General features: G+C 71.6%; 13 protein-coding genes. 12 read left to right on the top strand and 1 reads right to left on the bottom strand.

Going from position 1 to position 16301, the window contains the following annotated elements; all coding sequences use genetic code 11:
• Positions 1 to 103: 103 nt before the first annotated feature.
• The 10 genes from ABD340_RS18045 (at position 104) to ABD340_RS18000 (ending at position 14367) form a co-directional block, all read left to right on the top strand.
• Positions 104 to 1111 (top strand): alpha/beta hydrolase, encoded by a 1008-nt coding sequence (locus ABD340_RS18045; protein WP_344590139.1) that lies wholly within the window; start codon positions 104 to 106, stop codon positions 1109 to 1111.
• Between the two features lie 74 nt (positions 1112 to 1185).
• Entirely contained in the window at positions 1186 to 2277 is a 1092-nt protein-coding gene (gene ychF, locus ABD340_RS18040) for a redox-regulated ATPase YchF (protein ID WP_344590138.1), read from the top strand.
• A gap of 1 nt (position 2278) precedes the next feature.
• Entirely contained in the window at positions 2279 to 2863 is a 585-nt protein-coding gene (locus ABD340_RS18035; protein ID WP_344590137.1) for a hypothetical protein, read from the top strand.
• Positions 2864 to 3298: 435 nt separating this feature from the next.
• Positions 3299 to 4297, top strand: a complete 999-nt coding sequence (locus ABD340_RS18030; protein WP_344590136.1) for a conjugal transfer protein — start codon at positions 3299 to 3301, stop codon at positions 4295 to 4297.
• A gap of 67 nt (positions 4298 to 4364) precedes the next feature.
• Positions 4365 to 4649, top strand: a complete 285-nt coding sequence (locus tag ABD340_RS18025; protein ID WP_425547387.1) for a hypothetical protein — start codon at positions 4365 to 4367, stop codon at positions 4647 to 4649.
• An 83-nt stretch (positions 4650 to 4732) separates the two neighbouring features.
• Positions 4733 to 7630, top strand: coding sequence for a TcpE family conjugal transfer membrane protein (locus tag ABD340_RS18020; protein WP_344590135.1), 2898 nt, complete (start codon positions 4733 to 4735; stop codon positions 7628 to 7630).
• 175 nt (positions 7631 to 7805) lie between these two features.
• Positions 7806 to 10319, top strand: a complete 2514-nt coding sequence (locus tag ABD340_RS18015) for an ATP-binding protein (protein WP_344590134.1) — start codon at positions 7806 to 7808, stop codon at positions 10317 to 10319.
• Positions 10320 to 10615: 296 nt separating this feature from the next.
• On the top strand, positions 10616 to 12679 hold the full coding sequence (locus tag ABD340_RS18010) for a type IV secretion system protein (protein WP_344590133.1): 2064 nt from the start codon (positions 10616 to 10618) through the stop codon (positions 12677 to 12679).
• A complete protein-coding gene (locus ABD340_RS18005) occupies positions 12680 to 13315 on the top strand; it encodes a hypothetical protein (RefSeq protein ID WP_344590132.1) in 636 nt (211 codons plus the stop codon).
• Positions 13312 to 14367: a C40 family peptidase gene (locus ABD340_RS18000; RefSeq protein ID WP_344590131.1), complete on the top strand. Its 1056-nt coding sequence runs from the start codon at positions 13312 to 13314 to the stop codon at positions 14365 to 14367. The genes ABD340_RS18005 and ABD340_RS18000 overlap by 4 nt, the downstream gene beginning before the upstream one ends.
• Positions 14368 to 14441: 74 nt before the next feature.
• Here the strand turns inward: ABD340_RS18000 and ABD340_RS17995 are convergent, their stop codons facing one another.
• Positions 14442 to 14876, bottom strand: a complete 435-nt coding sequence (locus ABD340_RS17995) for a guanyl-specific ribonuclease (RefSeq protein WP_344590130.1) — start codon at positions 14874 to 14876, stop codon at positions 14442 to 14444.
• A 207-nt stretch (positions 14877 to 15083) separates the two neighbouring features.
• Between ABD340_RS17995 and ABD340_RS17990 the strand changes: the two genes are divergently transcribed.
• Positions 15084 to 15842, top strand: a complete 759-nt coding sequence (locus ABD340_RS17990; RefSeq protein WP_344590129.1) for a Mut7-C RNAse domain-containing protein — start codon at positions 15084 to 15086, stop codon at positions 15840 to 15842.
• A 66-nt stretch (positions 15843 to 15908) separates the two neighbouring features.
• Positions 15909 to 16292 (top strand): (deoxy)nucleoside triphosphate pyrophosphohydrolase, encoded by a 384-nt coding sequence (locus ABD340_RS17985; protein ID WP_344590128.1) that lies wholly within the window; start codon positions 15909 to 15911, stop codon positions 16290 to 16292.
• The last annotated feature ends 9 nt before the right edge of the window (positions 16293 to 16301 follow it).

Raw genomic sequence — 16301 nt, 5'->3', positions numbered from 1 at the left:
ACGCCCCGCACCGGACAATTAGACTCAGCGCTCACTTACATCCTCAAACCGGGTGAGCGGCGTCGCCGAAGCCGCTCACGACCCCGCCGAGCGAGGAGAGAGCATGACGACCGGCATCGGTATGCCCACCGTCCACTTCGCGCCCAGGACGAGGACGCAACGACGGGTGGCCCGGGCGCTCCACCTCGAACCGGGCGGCCCGCCCAGCGCGCGGGCCGCGGTCGCGGGGCAGGTGGTCAAGGCCCTGCTGAAGACGGCTTGGTCGTCGGTGCCGAACTCGTTCGAGGGGCTGCTCCGCTTCCAGCGCGCCACCGGTGCCCTGGGACGCGTCCGGACCGTGCCGCGTGGGGTCTCCGTGGCCCAGGAAGATCTGGGGACGTGCACGGCCGAGTGGGTACGAGCAGGCGCCCCCGATGAGCGCAAGGTCTTCCTCTACCTGCACGGGGGCGGTTACTTCTTCGGGAGTGCCCGTCTTTATAGGCCGTCCAATTGGAGGCTGTCGGCGTCCACGGGACGGCCCGTACTGGCCCTGGACTACCGGCTCGCCCCACACCACACGCCTTACGACGCACTGGACGACGCCCTCGCCGCCTACGAGTTCCTCCTGCGCAGCGGGTACGCGCCGGGCGACATCGTCGTCGGAGGGGACTCGGCAGGGGGACACCTCACGCTCTCGCTGCTCCTGGAGTTGAGGCGCCACGAGGTGGACCTGCCCGCCGCGGCGGTGTGCGTGTCACCGTGGGTCGACCTGCTGTGCGCGGCGGATTCGCACCGCCTCAACGCGCGCAGCGAGGCGGTCATCCCGGCGGGCAAGCTCGCCTGGCTCGGCCGCCGCTTCTGCGCGGGCAAGGACGGAGACGACCCGCTGCTGGCGCCCCGCCGCGCCGACCTGACCGGGCTGCCGCCGCTGCTCCTGGTCGCCACCGGCGGCGAGATCCTCCGCGACGACGCCCGCGAGCTGTTCGAACGTGCCCGGTCCGCCGGAGTGGCGGCCGCCTACCAGGAGTGGGACGGGCTGATGCACAGCTTCACGATTTTCGCCGACCACGTCCCCGAGGGCAGGGCCGCCTTCCGGCACATAGCGGAGTTCCTCCACACCGCAGGAGCCTGAGGTGGTGGGCTTGACGGGGTGTTCACCTCGGCGTCGTCCGCGTATGGTCCGGCGGGCCCATAAACTTGTCCGCCGTGAGCCTCTCCATCGGAATCGTCGGGCTGCCCAACGTCGGCAAGTCCACGCTCTTCAACGCGCTGACCAAGAACGACGCGCTGGCCGCCAACTACCCGTTCGCGACCATCGAGCCCAACGTCGGCGTCGTCGGGGTGCCCGATCCCCGGCTGGAGCGGCTCGCCGAGATCTTCGGCTCACAGAAGATCATCCCGGCCACGATGGAGTTCGTCGACATCGCCGGGATCGTCAAGGGCGCCTCGGAGGGGCAGGGGCTGGGCAACAAGTTCCTGGCCAACATCCGCGAGACCAACGCGATCTGCCAGGTCATCCGGGCCTTCCACGACCCCGACGTCACCCATGTGGACGGCGACACCGACCCGTTGCGCGACATCGAGACGATCAACACCGAGCTGATCCTGGCCGACCTCCAGACGATCGAGAAGGCCCTGCCGCGCCTGGAGAAGGAGGCGCGCACCAAGAAGGACAAGGACCAGCTGGCGGTCGTCGAGGCCGTCACCTCCGCGCAGAAGCTCCTGGACGACGGCGTCACCCTGTTCGCGGGCGCCGAGCGCGCCGGGCTGGACCTGACGCTGCTGCGCGAGCTGCACCTGCTCACCGCCAAGCCGTTCCTCTACGTGTTCAACCTCGACGAGGAGGAGCTCACCGACGAGGCCCTGCGCACCCGGCTGAGCGAGCTGGTCGCCCCGGCCGAGGCGATCTTCCTGGACGCCAAGATCGAGGCCGAGCTGATCGAGCTGCCCGACGAGGAGGCGCTCGAACTGCTGCAGGGCATGGGCCAGGACGAGTCCGGCCTGTCGCAGCTGGTCCGGATCGGCTTCGCCACCCTCGGGCTGCAGACGTACCTGACCGCGGGCCCCAAGGAGTCCCGCGCCTGGACGATCCGCAAGGGCGCCACCGCCCCCGAGGCCGCCGGCGTCATCCACACCGACTTCCAGCGCGGCTTCATCAAGGCCGAGATCGTCTCCTTCGACGACCTGGTCGCCGAGGGCGCCATGGCCGCCGCCCGCACGGCGGGGAAGGTCCGCATGGAGGGCAAGGACTACGTCATGCGGGACGGCGACGTCGTGGAGTTCCGCTTCAACGTCTGACGTGGCGGGCCTGGCCGCGACGTCGTTCTACTGGCAGGGCTGTGCCGAGGGCGATGCGATCGCCGCGGACCGTCCGCTGCGTGAGCTGTTGCGGAGCGGCGAGACCGTCGCCATGGGCATCGCACTGGACCAGATCCAGCGCTCTTGGGCGTTGTCACGGTTCGGTGGGGACGTGCCGTACGAGGACTTCGAACAAGAGGTCCTGGAGTGCGCGCGTACGTTGCTGAGACAGCCGCCCACGCCCGCGGAGCTCAGCCCGTACACCGGGGAAGGCGCCAACCACGCGAGCGCCCTCAACGCGATGATGAACATCGCACGGGCCGAAGACTGCGGCCTCATCGCCGATGTGTTGGAACGCACATCCAATCCCAACGTGCGGGAGGCGGTGGCTTCCGCGGCGGGCGCCGCGTTGTCGTGCTGCGACGACGAGTCGGCCGGATGCGGACGCCTGGTGGGCCTGATCGGCACGTTCGCGGACGACCCGCGGCTGCCCGTGCTGGAACGCGCGCGATTGCTCGGGGCACTCGACCGCGCTCCGGGCGCCACGGCGACCGCCCTTCGGGACCGCGGGGCCAGGTTCCTGTGACCCCGGGTGACCTGCATGGCGCGGGTCGCGCACTGCCGGTGATGCGAACATTACGGTGATGTGTCGCGAACTGGACATGATGGCGGATTCAAGGGGAAGAAATTGCGCTCCGCCACGCCATGTGGTCATGAAGCACCTTCCGCACCGTGGTGCTTGTCCGGAACGGGTCCGCGCACGTCGTTCGGAGTCTGGGGCAGACGATCGTTACCGTTTGGCAATCTCACCCGCCGCTGTCGAGGTGAATCGCGTTATCCACAACCGCGTGCCGGGGGTGTGCTTCGCTCGGATGCGCTGGAACAATTGGCGCTCGTGGTTACGCTGGGCCCGAGGTGGGTGCAGGAGACGACCACACCCGAACACGAACCAGAGGCACAACATCACCGCGCCGACCGGGGGCGAGGCGCGAGCGGAGGCAGGATGGCTCGCAGGTCGGCCGTGAGACACGGCCGTGGGACCGCTGCGGTCGAGGACGACGCGGTGACCGGCCGCGCGCTCGACCCGTCCGCCGACCCCTGGCGGACGGGCGACGCCGGCCGGCGGCGCGGGCGCTCCGGCGACGACGGCTCGCGCGGCGGCCGATGGGGCGGCTCCGGCGGCCGCTGGTGGATGTGGGTCGGCCGCGCCGTGCTGTGGGCCGTCATCATCGTCATCCTGGTCAACGGCATCCGGGCCCCGTTCGAACGCTTCACCGCCACCGAGAAGACGCCCGCCGCCCCGTCCCCGGGCAAGGGCACGGGTTTCCCCAGCAGCGCCGCGGGCGCGTTCGCGCTTCAATTTGCGAACGTCTACCTCAACTACGACCAGAAGACCGCCGCAGCGCGCGAAACCCAGATACGCACCTTCGTGGCCGAGGGCGCCGACGGGCAGTTCGGCTGGAACGGCGTCGGCCAGCTGCAAATGCAGTCGGTCCAAGTCGCCGGGGTCGACGCGCGCGACGCCAACAACGGCGTCGTCACCGTCCTCGGCCGAAGCCATGACAACAAATGGTTCCGGCTCGCCGTCCCCGTCTACGCCAACAACGGCTCGCTCGTCGTCTCCGCCCGGCCCGCCCTGCTGCCGCCCCCGGCCAAGGCCGCACTGCCGCAACAGGCCGTGAAGGAACGCGACAGCGCCCTCGAAGGCGAACTCGGCCCGGTCCTCACCCCCTTCTTCCAGGCGTACGCCCAAAGCGACCAGGGCCAGCTGTCGCGCTTCGCCGCCGGCACGGCCATCGCGGGCCTCGCCAACTCGGTCACCTTCGTCCAGGTCAGGCAGGTCATCGCGCCCCGCGGAGCCACCGCGGAACGCACGATCACCGCCACCGTGGCCTGGCAGGTCCCCGGCGCCGCCGCCGGAGGTGAACTGGAACAGACCTACGAGCTTTCGATGGTGAAGAAGGGCACGACCTGGTACGTGAGAGACATACACGGCACCACCGAGCCGGGTGCGTCATGACGGGGCCACGCCTTGCGGGCGCGCCCCGTGCCCGACCCACCCGACGACCCAGGAAGGTAGTAAGTCGATGCTGCACCACATGATGGCGTCGATTCCGTTCGAGGTCCTGGCGGCGCCGAACGACGAGCTGCAAACCGATCAGCTGGCCGATTGGCTGCGGCAGATATTCGGCCCGCTATTCCTTGTGATCGTCTCCATTGTGGCGATCTTCTTTCTGTTCACCCGCGAGATCACGCGGTTCGTCCAATTCATCGTCCTCGCCATCGGAATCGGAGTGGTCTTCTACGTGCCCAACATCATCGAGACCACGGCCAGGGCGATCGCCCGGGCCCTGGGAGTGGACTTGACCTGACCTCGGGCACCGAGAGCAGGGGCGGCCCCGCACGCCGGGGCAGGCAGGCGACACTGTGCTCGCACAGTTAGGGGAGTAGGGGCGTGGATCTACCCACGTACACGAACATATGGCGCATTGAGAAGCGGCTGTACAAGCTGTACGACCTGCGGCTCCCGATGCCGCTGCCGCTGGTCCAGATCGGCGTGTTCGCCGGCGTGTTCGTGCCGTGGATCGTGCTGCTGCGCTTCATCGGGATCCCGTTCGAATCCCCGTGGCACGTCCTCTACATCGTCCCGCCCGGCGTCCTCACCTGGCTGGCGACCCGCCCGGTCATCGAGGGCAAGCGGCTCACCGAGCTGCTGCTCTCGCACACCCGCTACCTCAGCGAACCCCGCACCTGGTGCCGCCTGACCCCGATCCGCGAGCCCCGCGAGGCCGTCGTCGTGGCCCGCGTCTGGCGCCGCCCGCAGGCCCCCGCCCCGGTCGCCGCACCCGAACGCGCCCCCCGCAAGACCCGCCGCAAGGCCCGCAAGCAGCAGCGCCACCAGGTCGTCGAAGAGGCCCCCGCCACGCCCGTGTTCGCCCCGACCCCCGCCACGGCATCCGCCCCGCAGCCCCTGGCCGAGGTGGCCGCCCAACGCGACTTCGGCACCCTGGGCACCGAAGACGACATCCGCGTAGCCGGCCCCTCTGAGCAACCCCCCGCCACCAGGTCGGACCTGCACCCCGCCAGGTCCGAGGCACGCCCCACCGAAGCCGATCCGCACCTCACCAGGCCAGACATACGTCTCGCCAGGCCCGCGGCACATCCCTCCAAGGCCGAGCCGCATCCGGTCGAGACCGGCGGACGTCCCGCGAGGCCCGAGCCTCATCCCGCAAAGGCCGAGGCACGCCCCACCGAGGCCGACCCGCATCCGCTCGAGACGGGCAGACGTCCCGCCAGGCTCGAGCAGGCCGAGTCGCACGCGGTCGAAACGGGTGGGCGTCCCGCGAGGCCGGAGCCTCATCCCGCAAAGGCCGAGGCGCGTCCCGCCATGGCCGGGCCGCATGGTGCCGGGTCCGAGGCGCGTCCTGCCGAAGGTGAGCCGCATCCGGCCGCGGCCGGGGCTCGTCCCGCCAAGCCGTGGCGCCGCACCAGCCGTGACATCTCCCATGAGGAAGAGGCTCCACGGCTCGCCGACATGGAACGCCCTCCGGCGACCCCACAGCTGGAACTCGGGTCCTCGGGCAAACGGGCCCTCGCCTCAGGGGTCCGCCGACCAGGAAGCCCCCCCGAATTCTGGGAGGCGGCCCCCCAGCCCCCGAACACCCCCCAACCGGAGCCGACCCCCGACCCAGCCTCCCCGGCACGCGACGCAGCGACCCCCGCACCCGACCAGCTCGCCGCATCGGCCGCAGGCACGAACGGCAACGAGCGCGCCACGCCGGCTGAAGCGGCTCCAACGGCCGAGCACGCTGTCGGCGACGAGGCGCCCTCAGGGGACGGCGCGGCCATGGACGAGTCCCCGTCCGATGCGGAATCGGACGGGGCGGACGATCCGACACTCGAGCTGGAGCTTCCACCCGCCGAGGACCAGGCGCACGTCACGCAGCCCGACATTCCGCTGCGGCAGGCGAGCCCGCCGACGCAACCGGAGATTCCGCAGGAGGCGGAACTCACGCAGCCCGACATCCCGCTGGTTCCCGGCGCGTTCGGGAGCGCGGGGCAGCAGGAAGAGGAGCAGGAGGCTCCACACCGGGAGCCGCCCAAACCCTGGTCGGAGGAGTTGTCCAACCCGCAGCGCGCGGCCGCCACCGACGCGCGCGTGTGGCCTCCCGCACCGGCACCCCGGTCCGAGGAGCAGCAGCCCGCGCAACCCGAGAGCGCGCCGGACGAGCGGCCCGCGGCGGCGGGGCATCCCGGCCGGTTCCCGATGTCGGGCCCGGCACCGCGGCCCCCGGCGCGGGAGGAACCGCAGCCCACTTACGAGGAACCGCCGGCCGTGTACGAGGAACCGCCGCCCGCTCCGTCCCGCGAGGTGCGGTCGGGGCCCGCGTCGCCGGTACGCCCGCGCCCGCTGCCGCCGCCCCCCGCCGCGCCGCCGTCCGAACCGGCGATCACCCCGCCCGGGCCCGAGCACGAGGTCAGCTCCGGCGGGCTGCGCCGGCTCATCCAGGCCGTCGGCGGCGGGCACGGCGAGGCCGACGCCGAGTACCAGCAGCGGCTCCAGCAGCCGTTCCAGGGCACCCGGCACATCGTGGTGCTCGGCTGCACGGGCGGCGCCGGGCAGACCGTGACCGCGCTGATGCTGGGCCACACCTTCGCCCAGCACAACGGCGAGCCGGTCGTCGCGATCGACGTCAACCCGGGGCCGGGCGCGCTGGCGCGGCGGACCCGCAGCGAGACCAACGAAACGCTCACCGGCCTCATCACCCGTGCCGACCAGGTCAACAGCCTCACCGCGATGCGCCGCTACACCTCGCAGGCCAAATCCGGGCTGGACGTCATCGCCGCCGGGAAGAACCCGCTGCAGGCCCTCGACGACCGCGACTACGCGCTCGCGATCCGCACCATCGACCGGTTCTACTCGGTGACGCTGCTGGACGCGGCCGCCGCAGTGGTCGCGCGGGTGCTGCCGTACGCCGACCAGATCGTCCTCGTCGCCCCGGCCAGCGCCGACGCGCCGCGCGCGGTGGCGATGACGTTCGAGTGGCTGGACGGGCACGGCTACGAGGAACTGCGCTCCCGCGCCGTGACCGTCATCAACGGGGTCAGCCGCCGCAGCATGGACGACGTCGAGCAGGCCGAGGCGGTCGCCCGCGGCCGCTGCCGGGCCCTCGTGCGGATTCCATGGGACGATCACCTGAGCATGGACCGCGCGCCCCGCAACGAGCTCAAATCCTTGCGTGCGCCGACGCGGCGTGCCTACCTTGCCCTCGCCGGTGTGGTCGCCGGCGGGTTCACCGTCGTGCCCGAGCGTTACCACGAGCTTCAGCAGGAGCAGGAGGCCACCCGATGAGCGCCGCCACGAGCGCGAGCGGCCGTGCGGCGGCCGCGCCGCGGAATGCGCCAGGCGACGGAGGGACGAGCACCGCGTCCGTCGCGTGGGCCGTCCCGCCACAGGGAGGCGTCATGACCGAGCGCAGCGCGGTTTTCGTCGCGACGGCCCACCGTGACTCCCACGGGGAGGCGGCATGAGCAAGGCGTCCAAGGCGCGGGCCAGCCGGCTGCCCGTGCGGTACTTCGACGACCGGGTGGTGCTCACCGACAACGCGGCCTGGGCATACTTCCGGCTGCCGACGGTGTCGTACGAGTTCACCACCGGCGAGGAACGCGAGGCGCTGGCCACCAACATCACCATCGCGCTGGCCGGGATCCGGATGCAGGACGCCGAGATCCACCTGCGGATCGCGCACCGCACCTACCCGGCCGCCGACTGGGCGCTCGCGCTCGACCGCACCTCCGACGGCGGCGCGGGCTGGCGCGAGTACCTGGAGGAGACCTACGCGCACGTCTGGGCGAAGGACTTCTGGACCAAGGAGGTCTACCTCGGCGTGCGGCTCGGCCAGCGCGGCGTCGGCGCGCAGCTGTCCGGCGGCGTGCTGGCCCAGTGGCTCGGGTTCTACAAGCGCAGCGAGCAGGTCCTCGGGATCACCGACGACGCGATCGACAAGAAGGAGATCGCGCGCTGGACCGACCAGGCCGAACGCATAGGCCGTGCGCTGGGCGGCTCGGCCCTGTACGCGCGGCACGCCGCGTCCACCGAGGTGGCCTGGCTGTTCCAGCACGCGGTGACGGCGTCGCTGGCGGACCCGCCGCCGTCGGCCGTCCAGCGCCGTACGTGGGGCAAGGGCGAGATCGAGGCGCTGGTCGAGGGCGCGATCCACAACGGCCGCTCCTACCTGCGGGTGGAGCAGCCCAACTTCAACGGCGTGGGGACGAGCGCGACCGCGCAGTCGTACGTCGCCTACCTCTCCTTCGCCCGCTTCCCGGACATGATGCCGTTCCCGGACGGGGAGCCCTGGTTCCATTACGCCGACGCGCTGCCGTTCCCCGTCGAGATCAGTTCGCGGATGAAGCTGATCCCGCCGGCGAAGGCGTCCAAGGACGTCTCCCGCAAGCTCGCGCACGCCCGCGACATGGACCAGCACATCCGCGAGGCGGGCGCGGAGGCGCCGATCGCGCTGGCCGAGCAGATCGACGCGGCGCGGATGCTGGAGCACGGCATCACCAAGGAACGGCTGCCGTTCGTGTACGGCTGGCACCGCCTGATCGTGTCGGCGCCCACCGAGGAGCTGCTGGCGCAGCGGGTGGACGCCGTCGTCGAGCACTACCGCGACATCGGCATCGACGTGGTGAACTCCACCGGCGACCAGTTCTCCCTGTTCATGGAGACGCTGCCCGGCGACCGGATCAGGCTCAACGCCTACGCGCAGCGGCAGCCGCTCCGCACCATCGCGGGCGGGATGCCGGTGGCGACCGTCGACCTGGGCGACCGTCCCGACGACAACAACGAGGGCTGGGTCGGCCCGTACATCGGGGAGACGCTCGGCCGGGCCCGTTCGATCGTGCACTTCGATCCGCTCGTCGCCGCGGCCCGGAACCGTCCGACCGCGGTCGCGATCACCGGTGAGCCGGGCGGCGGCAAGACGACCCTCGCGCTGATGCTCATCTACCAGATGGCGCTGCGCGGTGTGACGATCGCCGCGATCGACCCGAAGGGCGACGCCGAATCCCTCGTCGAGCTGCTCCAGGCGCGCGGCCGGAAGGCGCGGATCCTGCCGCTCGGGTCGGCGGCGCCCGGCCTGCTCGACCCGTTCTCGTTCGGCGACGACCTGGCCGCCAAGAAGACGATGGCCACCGAGACGCTGCGGCTGCTGCTGCCGCGCATGTCGGAGGAGCGCGAGTCCGCGATGATCCAGGCGGTCGGCGCGGTCGCCAACGCCGCACGTCCTTCGCTCGGCAAGGTCGTGGACCACCTGGAGGGCTCCGCGGACCCCGCGTCCAAGAACCTGGGCGCGGTGCTGCGCTCGATGTCGGAGATGCGGCTGGCGCGGCTGTGCTTCGACCCGTCCGGCGGCGAGCGGATCGACACCGCCGGCTGGACGACCGTGTTCACCCTCGGCGGCCTCACCCTCCCCGACGTGGCCATCTCCCGCGAGGACTACTCCTACGAGCAGCGGCTCTCGGTCGCCCTGATGTACCTGGTCTCCCAGTTCGCCCGCCGGCTGATGCACGGTCTCGACCGGCGCCTGCCCAAGGCGATCTTCCTGGACGAGGCGTGGGCCATCACCTCGACACCGGAGGGCGCCAAGCTGATACCGGAGGTGTCGAGGATGGGCCGTTCTCGCAACACCGCGCTGATCCTGGTGTCACAGAACGCCGGGGACCTCTTGAACGAACAGGTGACCAACTGCCTCTCGTCGGTGTTCTCGTTCCGCTCCTCCGAACGGGTCGAGGTGGGGAACGTGATGTCCCTGCTGGGGGTGGAGACCTCCGACGAGCACAAGGCCGTGCTGCGCAACCTCGGCAACGGCGAGTGCATCTTCCGGGATCTGGACGGGCGCGCGGGCCGCATCGGCGTCGACCTGATCTCCGAGGAGCTGCGGCGCTGGCTGGACACCAACCCGACCCGGTCCCGCCCGGGCTCGGCCGAACTCACGGTCTCGGGGGCCGAATCCGCACAGGGGCAAGGTGGAGCCGGGTGAACACGAGAGGTCAGCCAATGAACCGACCCCGCGTCCCATCGGGAGGCACGCCGGGCCGCGGGTCCGCCCGGCGGTTGCAGCGTTCGCCGGCGGAAGGTCTCGACCGGTCGGTGCTCCAGGGGGCGCGGCGGCGTTCGCGGCGGATCCGGGGGCGCCGGTCGATCGTCATGATGGCGCTGGCCGCCCTGTTCATGGTCGGGCTGTCTCCGATGGCGGGTGCGGGTCCGTTCGGCGGTGACCCGTGTCGGCCGGCTGATAATCCGGCTCCTGAGCAGTACGGGTCGGGGACCGATGGGATGATCAAGCCCCCGGACTACCCGAGTGAGCAGTTGAAGAAGACGCCGGTCGACAGGCTCAGCTACTACGACCGGTACGGGACGGCCGGGCAGACCTGGTACGCGGTCGACATGGGCTGCGCGGACGCGATGGCGATGATGGGCAACGCGCTCGCCAACACCACCTTCACGCTGGTCCGCGCGATCGACCGGACGACGATCAGCGTGTACCAGGCGGCCGCGTCGGAGTCGTTGCTGGGCTGGTTGAAGAGCACCGTCGACGGTGTGATCAGCGACATCGGGAAGACGTTCAACGCGCGGTACTGGTCGTGGGTGGTCATCCTCGGCGCGATGTGGCTGGCGTGGTGGGGGCTGGTGCGCAAGCGGGCCAGCAAGGTCACCGAGGGCGTGATCTGGATGGTCGCGGCGATGGTGGCGCTGATCTGGCTGGTGGCGCGGCCCGCCGACTTCACGACGCTGGGCACCAAGGTGTCGGAGGCGACCAGTGCGGCGTTCAACGCGGCGCTGCCGCAGAGCGACACCAGGGGGACCTCGTGCATCCCGCCGCCCGAGGGCAAGGCGGATCCGATGAACTCGCCGAACGTCGACGCGACCACGCGCAACGCCAACGGGCTGTGGGTGGCGCTGGTCTGCAAGCCGTGGCTGATGGGCCAGTTCGGCACCACCGACCCGAACGCCAAGATCGTCAAGGACAACGCCGACAAGCTGCTGTGGTCGCAGGCGGTGGACCTGCCGGAGACGCATGGCGGGCAGAAGGTCGACCTGGCGAAGAAGGCCGACGCGTACAAGGCGGTCGCCGACAGCGTCAAGGAACAGCACGCCGGGGTCTACCCGCTGTTCCAGGGCAAGAACTGGACCAGCCGGCTGGCGGTGGCGTTCGGCGGGCTGTTCGCGGCGCTGGTGGCGGGGCTGCTGATCCTGGTGATCGCGATCGCGCTGATCGTGGTGAAGATCGCGTTCCTGCTGCTGCTGGTGGCCGGGCCGATCTTCCTCGGGATCGGGATCCATCCGGGCATCGGACGGGTGATCGCGGTGCGCTGGCTGGAACTGCTGCTGTCGATGCTGCTGAAACAGGCGGCGCTGATCGGCGTGCTGTCGCTGCTGCTGTGGGCGTACGGGCTGATCCTCGGCGAGACGCTGCCGTGGGGCCTGCAGATCCTGCTGATCGCGCTGGTGACGTTCGCCGCGTTCGTGTACCGCAAGCCGTTCCAGCACCTGTTCTCGGCCGTCGGGTACTCGGCGGTCGGGTCGCGGGAGAAGAGCCAGACGGAGCTCGACAAGTCGGTCATAGAGGCGCGCAAGAACACCACTGCGGTGGCCGGCGCGGCGGTGCCGGGCTACCGGCTCGCGCGGCTGGGCAAGAACGACGGTACCGGTGAGGCCGGGACGAACACGGCCGATGGGACGGGCGTGTCCGGGACGGGGCTCGACCGGCGCGGCGGGGCGGGAGACGGCCCGTCGCCGGAGGCGGCGCCGGTGCGGGCGGCCAAGCCGCGCGGCGGCGGCGCGGCGGCGCGGGGGCGGTCGCGGCGGGGCGCGCCGCCGCTCAACCTGCCGACCCGGGCGGGTGCCCGCGGAGACGCGCGCGGCGCCGTCGACGGCGGCGGTGCGGCGCCGGCGCCGTCGGGCGGCAACGGTGGCGGACAGCCGGCGGGTGCCGTTACCGGGGGCGGCTCGGGCGGGAAGTCCTCGGGCGCGTCCCGGCCCACGTCGTGGGGGGCGCGTCCGGAGAGCGGGAGTTCCAATGGCGGCTCGTCCGGAGGCGGCTGGTTCGGAGGCGGAAACGGGCGGTCGTCGGGTGGCCGCGACCGCGGCCGCGCGGGCGGTGGTTCCGGAGGTTCGGCGCCGTCCCGGGGCAAGGGCGGCGGCAGTCCGGCCAGGAGCAGGCCCGCCGACCCGTCGGGCGGCGTCCCGAAGCCGCGGACGGGTGCGTCCGGCACGGCATCCGGGCCCGGCGGCAGGCAGCAGCCGCCGCCGCTGTGGGGCCGCGGCGACGCCGGCGAGGGCCCGCCGCTCCCGTTCTGGCTGCGTCCGGTCGACCGCGACGCGGAGCGGGACGACTAGATGAACCTGACGGACCGCCAGCGCAAGCTGGTGTTCGCGGGGCTGGTGGTGGTCCTGGCCGTCGTCGGCGTGTACCTGACCGTCGCCGCCCCCGACGACGACACCGAGGGCGGCGCCGCGCCGACCCCCACGGCGACCGCGGGGCCGACCGGTCCCGCCTCGCCGCCGCCGGGCATCTCCGGCACGGTCTCCGCCGGCAGCTTCGACGTCTACCGGCTGCTGCCGTTCTCGCAGCAGGAGTTCGCCACCGCCGCCGATCTCGCGCAGCGGTTCACCGCGGCGTACGGGACGTACCGCTTCGACGAGGACCCCAAGGTCTACGGCGACCGGCTGGCGCCCATGGTGACCGCGGCGCTGCTCGCGGAGCTGCGGCGCGGCGAGGCCTCCCCCGGCAAGATCGATCTGCGCAGGCAGCAGCAGGTCGTCGCGGAGGGCTCGGCCACCCTCGACCGGGTCCGCGACATCGAGGACAACTCGCTCATCTTCCTGGTGACCTTGAAGCAGCAGGTCACCAAGGGCGGCAAGAAGGGCCAGGAGAGCCAGCAGTACGCGGTGACGGTGTCGCGGGACGGCGGCTCGCTGCGGGTGTACGCCTTCGCCCCCGCGGACGAGGGACAGGCGGGTGACACCGGATGACCAGGCGCAGGCTGATCATCGCCGGGGCGCTCGGCGCCGTCGGGACGCTCTTCGGCGCGCTGATGATCGTGCCGGTGCTGTTCGGTGCCAGCCAGTTCATGTTCGGCGGGGGCGGCGCGGGCAGCGGCGGATGCGTCGACACCAGCCAGGCGGGATCGCAGCCCGCCCAGGCCGGTGAGGCCAACGCGATCCCGTCCGGCTACCTGGCGCTCTACAAGAAGGCGGGCCAGGAGTTCGGCGTCCCCTGGAACGTGCTCGCCGGGATCGGAAAGGTCGAGACCAGCCACGGCACGTCCAAGCTGCCCGGTGTGAGCAGCGGCGAGAACTACGCGGGCGCCGGCGGGCCCATGCAGTTCCTGAAGGCCACGTTCGACTCGTTCGCCGTGGACGGCGACAAGAACGGCAAGAAGGACCGCTACGACCCTGACGACGCCATCCCGTCCGCCGCCCGCTACCTCAAGCACAACGGCGCCCCGGCGCGGATGCGGACCGCCCTCTTCATGTACAACCACTCGTGGGACTACGTGAACCTCGTCCTCGACTGGGCGAAGCGGTACGTGGGCGGCGACTTCACGGTCGTCCAGTCGAACGGCGTCGAATGCCAGGACAACCAGCTTCCGGCCAACGTGAGCGGCGTCGTCCAGCAGATCATCTCGTTCGCCATGGCGCAGCGCGGCAAGCGGTACATCTTCGGCGCCAACGGCCCGGACGCCTGGGACTGCTCGAGCATCCTCCAGGCCGCCTACCGCACCGTGGGGATCAGCATCCCGCGCACCACGTTCGAGCAGTGGCCGTTCGGAGTGAAGATCGACAAGGGCAAGGAGATCCCGGGCGACCTGGTCTTCTTCAACTCGGGTCCGGGCACCTCGGCCAACAATCCCGGCCATGTGGGGATGGTCATCGGCAACGGCAAGATGATCGTGGCGAGCTGCTCCACCTGCGTGCCGAACATCGGGGTCAAGCCGTACAAGAAGGCCAACTGGATCGGCACGACCCGGCCCCTCGCCCGCCCCGACATCCAGCGCCAGCTGGCCGAGGCGGGGCAACCCTGACCGGAGCGGTGCACTCGAGGACGCACCTGTGAGGCCGTCCCCGCGGCGGATGCCTGGGGGACGGCCGGTGGGGCTCAGCAGGTGAAGTCGATGTCCGAGAAGCTCTCGTAGTGGTCGGCGGTGTAGTACATCCCGTCGGCGCCCTGATCGCCCGCGGTGACGATGCGGCGGGCACCGCGGTCGTCCTCGCCGGGCGTCTTGACCGTGTACTCGTGGTAGTAGCCGCTGGGCTCGTCAGGGAGCAGGCCCTCGCGGTTCTGGAACACGGTGCCGTCCTGGGGGTAGGGGTACGGGCCGCCCTGCTCGATCAGCGCGATGGTGTCGTGCGCCTCGGCCGGGAGCCGGGACTCGCAGATCGGTGGGATGTCGGCCGCGAGCACGGAGGCGACCGCGGGCGGCCCGGCCACCGGCTGGGCGGGCCCGGCCTGCGCCGGGCCGGCCAGACCGGCCACGATCAGCGGCACCAGGAGCAGGAGACGGAGGAGCTTGGGGGAGCGGGGGGTCTTCATGGGGCGAGTGTGCGGTCCGCACCCCCGGCCCGGTCAAGGCGGGGCCGCGCTTTTCGGTTGATGTTGCCGATCGTGTCATCGGTGATTCGGCAGGGATCCCGGGTGTCGCACGGCCTCGGCCGACGGCGGGCGTTCCGGGGGTGAACCGCCGGTTAATCCGATCGACATCTCGCTCCGGCATGGCATGCTGGCCGCGTGGAGCCCGGGATGACGATTCGGATCGCCGAAGAACTGCTGATGTTCCTGCCGAGTGCGCGGCGGCGCGCACGGCAGGAGGTGGCGCACGACGGGACGTCGACGCTGGGACACATCGTGGAGTCCCTCGGCGTGCCGCTGCCCGAGATCGGCGCGCTCACCGTGAACGGCGAACCGGTCGAGCCGGGCCACCAGCCGGCGGCGGGCGACGAGGTGGCGGTGGCGGCCGTGCCCCGTCCGCAGCCCGTTCCGCTGGAGCCCGGCCAACTCGCGCCCCGGTTCCTGCTCGACGTGCACCTCGGCACGCTGGCCCGCCGCATGCGGCTGCTCGGGCTCGACACCGCCTACCACAACGACATGGACGACCCCGCGCTCGTCGTCCAGGCGAACGAGGAGGGCCGGGTCCTGCTGACCCAGGACCGCGGCCTGCTGCGGCGGCGGGCACTGTGGTTCGGCGCGTACGCGCGCGGCTCGCGCCCCGATGACCAGCTGCGCGACCTGCTGGAGCGGTTCGCGCCCGAACTGCGGCCGTGGACGCGCTGCACCGCCTGCAACGGCGTGCTGGCCCAGGTCGACAAGGAGGAGGTCGAGCGGGACCTGGCCGACGGCACCCGCCGCAGCTATGACGTGTACGGCCGCTGCGTCGACTGCGGCCAGGTGTACTGGCGCGGCGCGCACGGCGACCACCTGGAGACGATCGTCCAGGACGCGGCCCGGATCGTCGCCGCCGCCCGTAACGGCGCCGAAACGCCGCAGAGCGCGGCCTCCTGAGACGCGGACGGCCGCCGTCCGGCATCATGCCGGACAAGAGAGGGGCTGGTTGCGATCGGTGTTGTGGTGGGCGCGGCGATCATTTCCGGGGGGCGGCTGCTGGCCGCGCAGCGGGCGGAGCCGCCCGAGCTGGCGGGCGGCTGGGAGTTCCCGGGCGGCAAGGTCGATCCCGGCGAGTCCGACGAGGACGCCCTGGTCCGGGAGTGCCACGAGGAGCTGGACGTCAAGATCGCGCTGGCCGCGCGGATCGGCGGCGACTGGCCGCTGAGCCTGGGCGGCGTGCTCCGCGTGTGGACGGCGACGATCATCGAGGGCGAGGCGAGACCGCTGGAGCATCTGGCGCTCCGCTGGCTCGGCGCGGACGAACTCCACGACGTGCTGTGGCTCGCCGGGGACCTGCCCGTGGTGGAGGCCGTCCGCCCCCACCTGCGAGGCGCCGCGGGCCCCTGACCGCCGTTC

The organism is Actinomadura vinacea (assembly GCF_039532545.1).
Lineage (GTDB): Bacteria > Actinomycetota > Actinomycetes > Streptosporangiales > Streptosporangiaceae > Spirillospora > Spirillospora vinacea.
This window is presented reverse-complemented; position numbering and strand designations above follow the sequence as displayed.

What these genes read in the sequence shown, in the direction of transcription:
- ABD340_RS18045 (WP_344590139.1), top strand. Translation starts at nt 104, where the DNA reads ATGACGACCGGCATCGGTATGCCCACCGTCCACTTCGCGCCCAGGACG.
- ABD340_RS18025 (WP_425547387.1), top strand. Translation starts at nt 4,365, where the DNA reads ATGCTGCACCACATGATGGCGTCGATTCCGTTCGAGGTCCTGGCGGCG.
- ABD340_RS18015 (WP_344590134.1), top strand. Translation starts at nt 7,806, where the DNA reads ATGAGCAAGGCGTCCAAGGCGCGGGCCAGCCGGCTGCCCGTGCGGTAC.
- ABD340_RS18010 (WP_344590133.1), top strand. Translation starts at nt 10,616, where the DNA reads ATGATCAAGCCCCCGGACTACCCGAGTGAGCAGTTGAAGAAGACGCCG.
- ABD340_RS18005 (WP_344590132.1), top strand. Translation starts at nt 12,680, where the DNA reads ATGAACCTGACGGACCGCCAGCGCAAGCTGGTGTTCGCGGGGCTGGTG.
- ABD340_RS18000 (WP_344590131.1), top strand. Translation starts at nt 13,312, where the DNA reads ATGACCAGGCGCAGGCTGATCATCGCCGGGGCGCTCGGCGCCGTCGGG.
- ABD340_RS17995 (WP_344590130.1), bottom strand. Translation starts at nt 14,876, where the DNA reads ATGAAGACCCCCCGCTCCCCCAAGCTCCTCCGTCTCCTGCTCCTGGTG.
- ABD340_RS17990 (WP_344590129.1), top strand. Translation starts at nt 15,084, where the DNA reads ATGACGATTCGGATCGCCGAAGAACTGCTGATGTTCCTGCCGAGTGCG.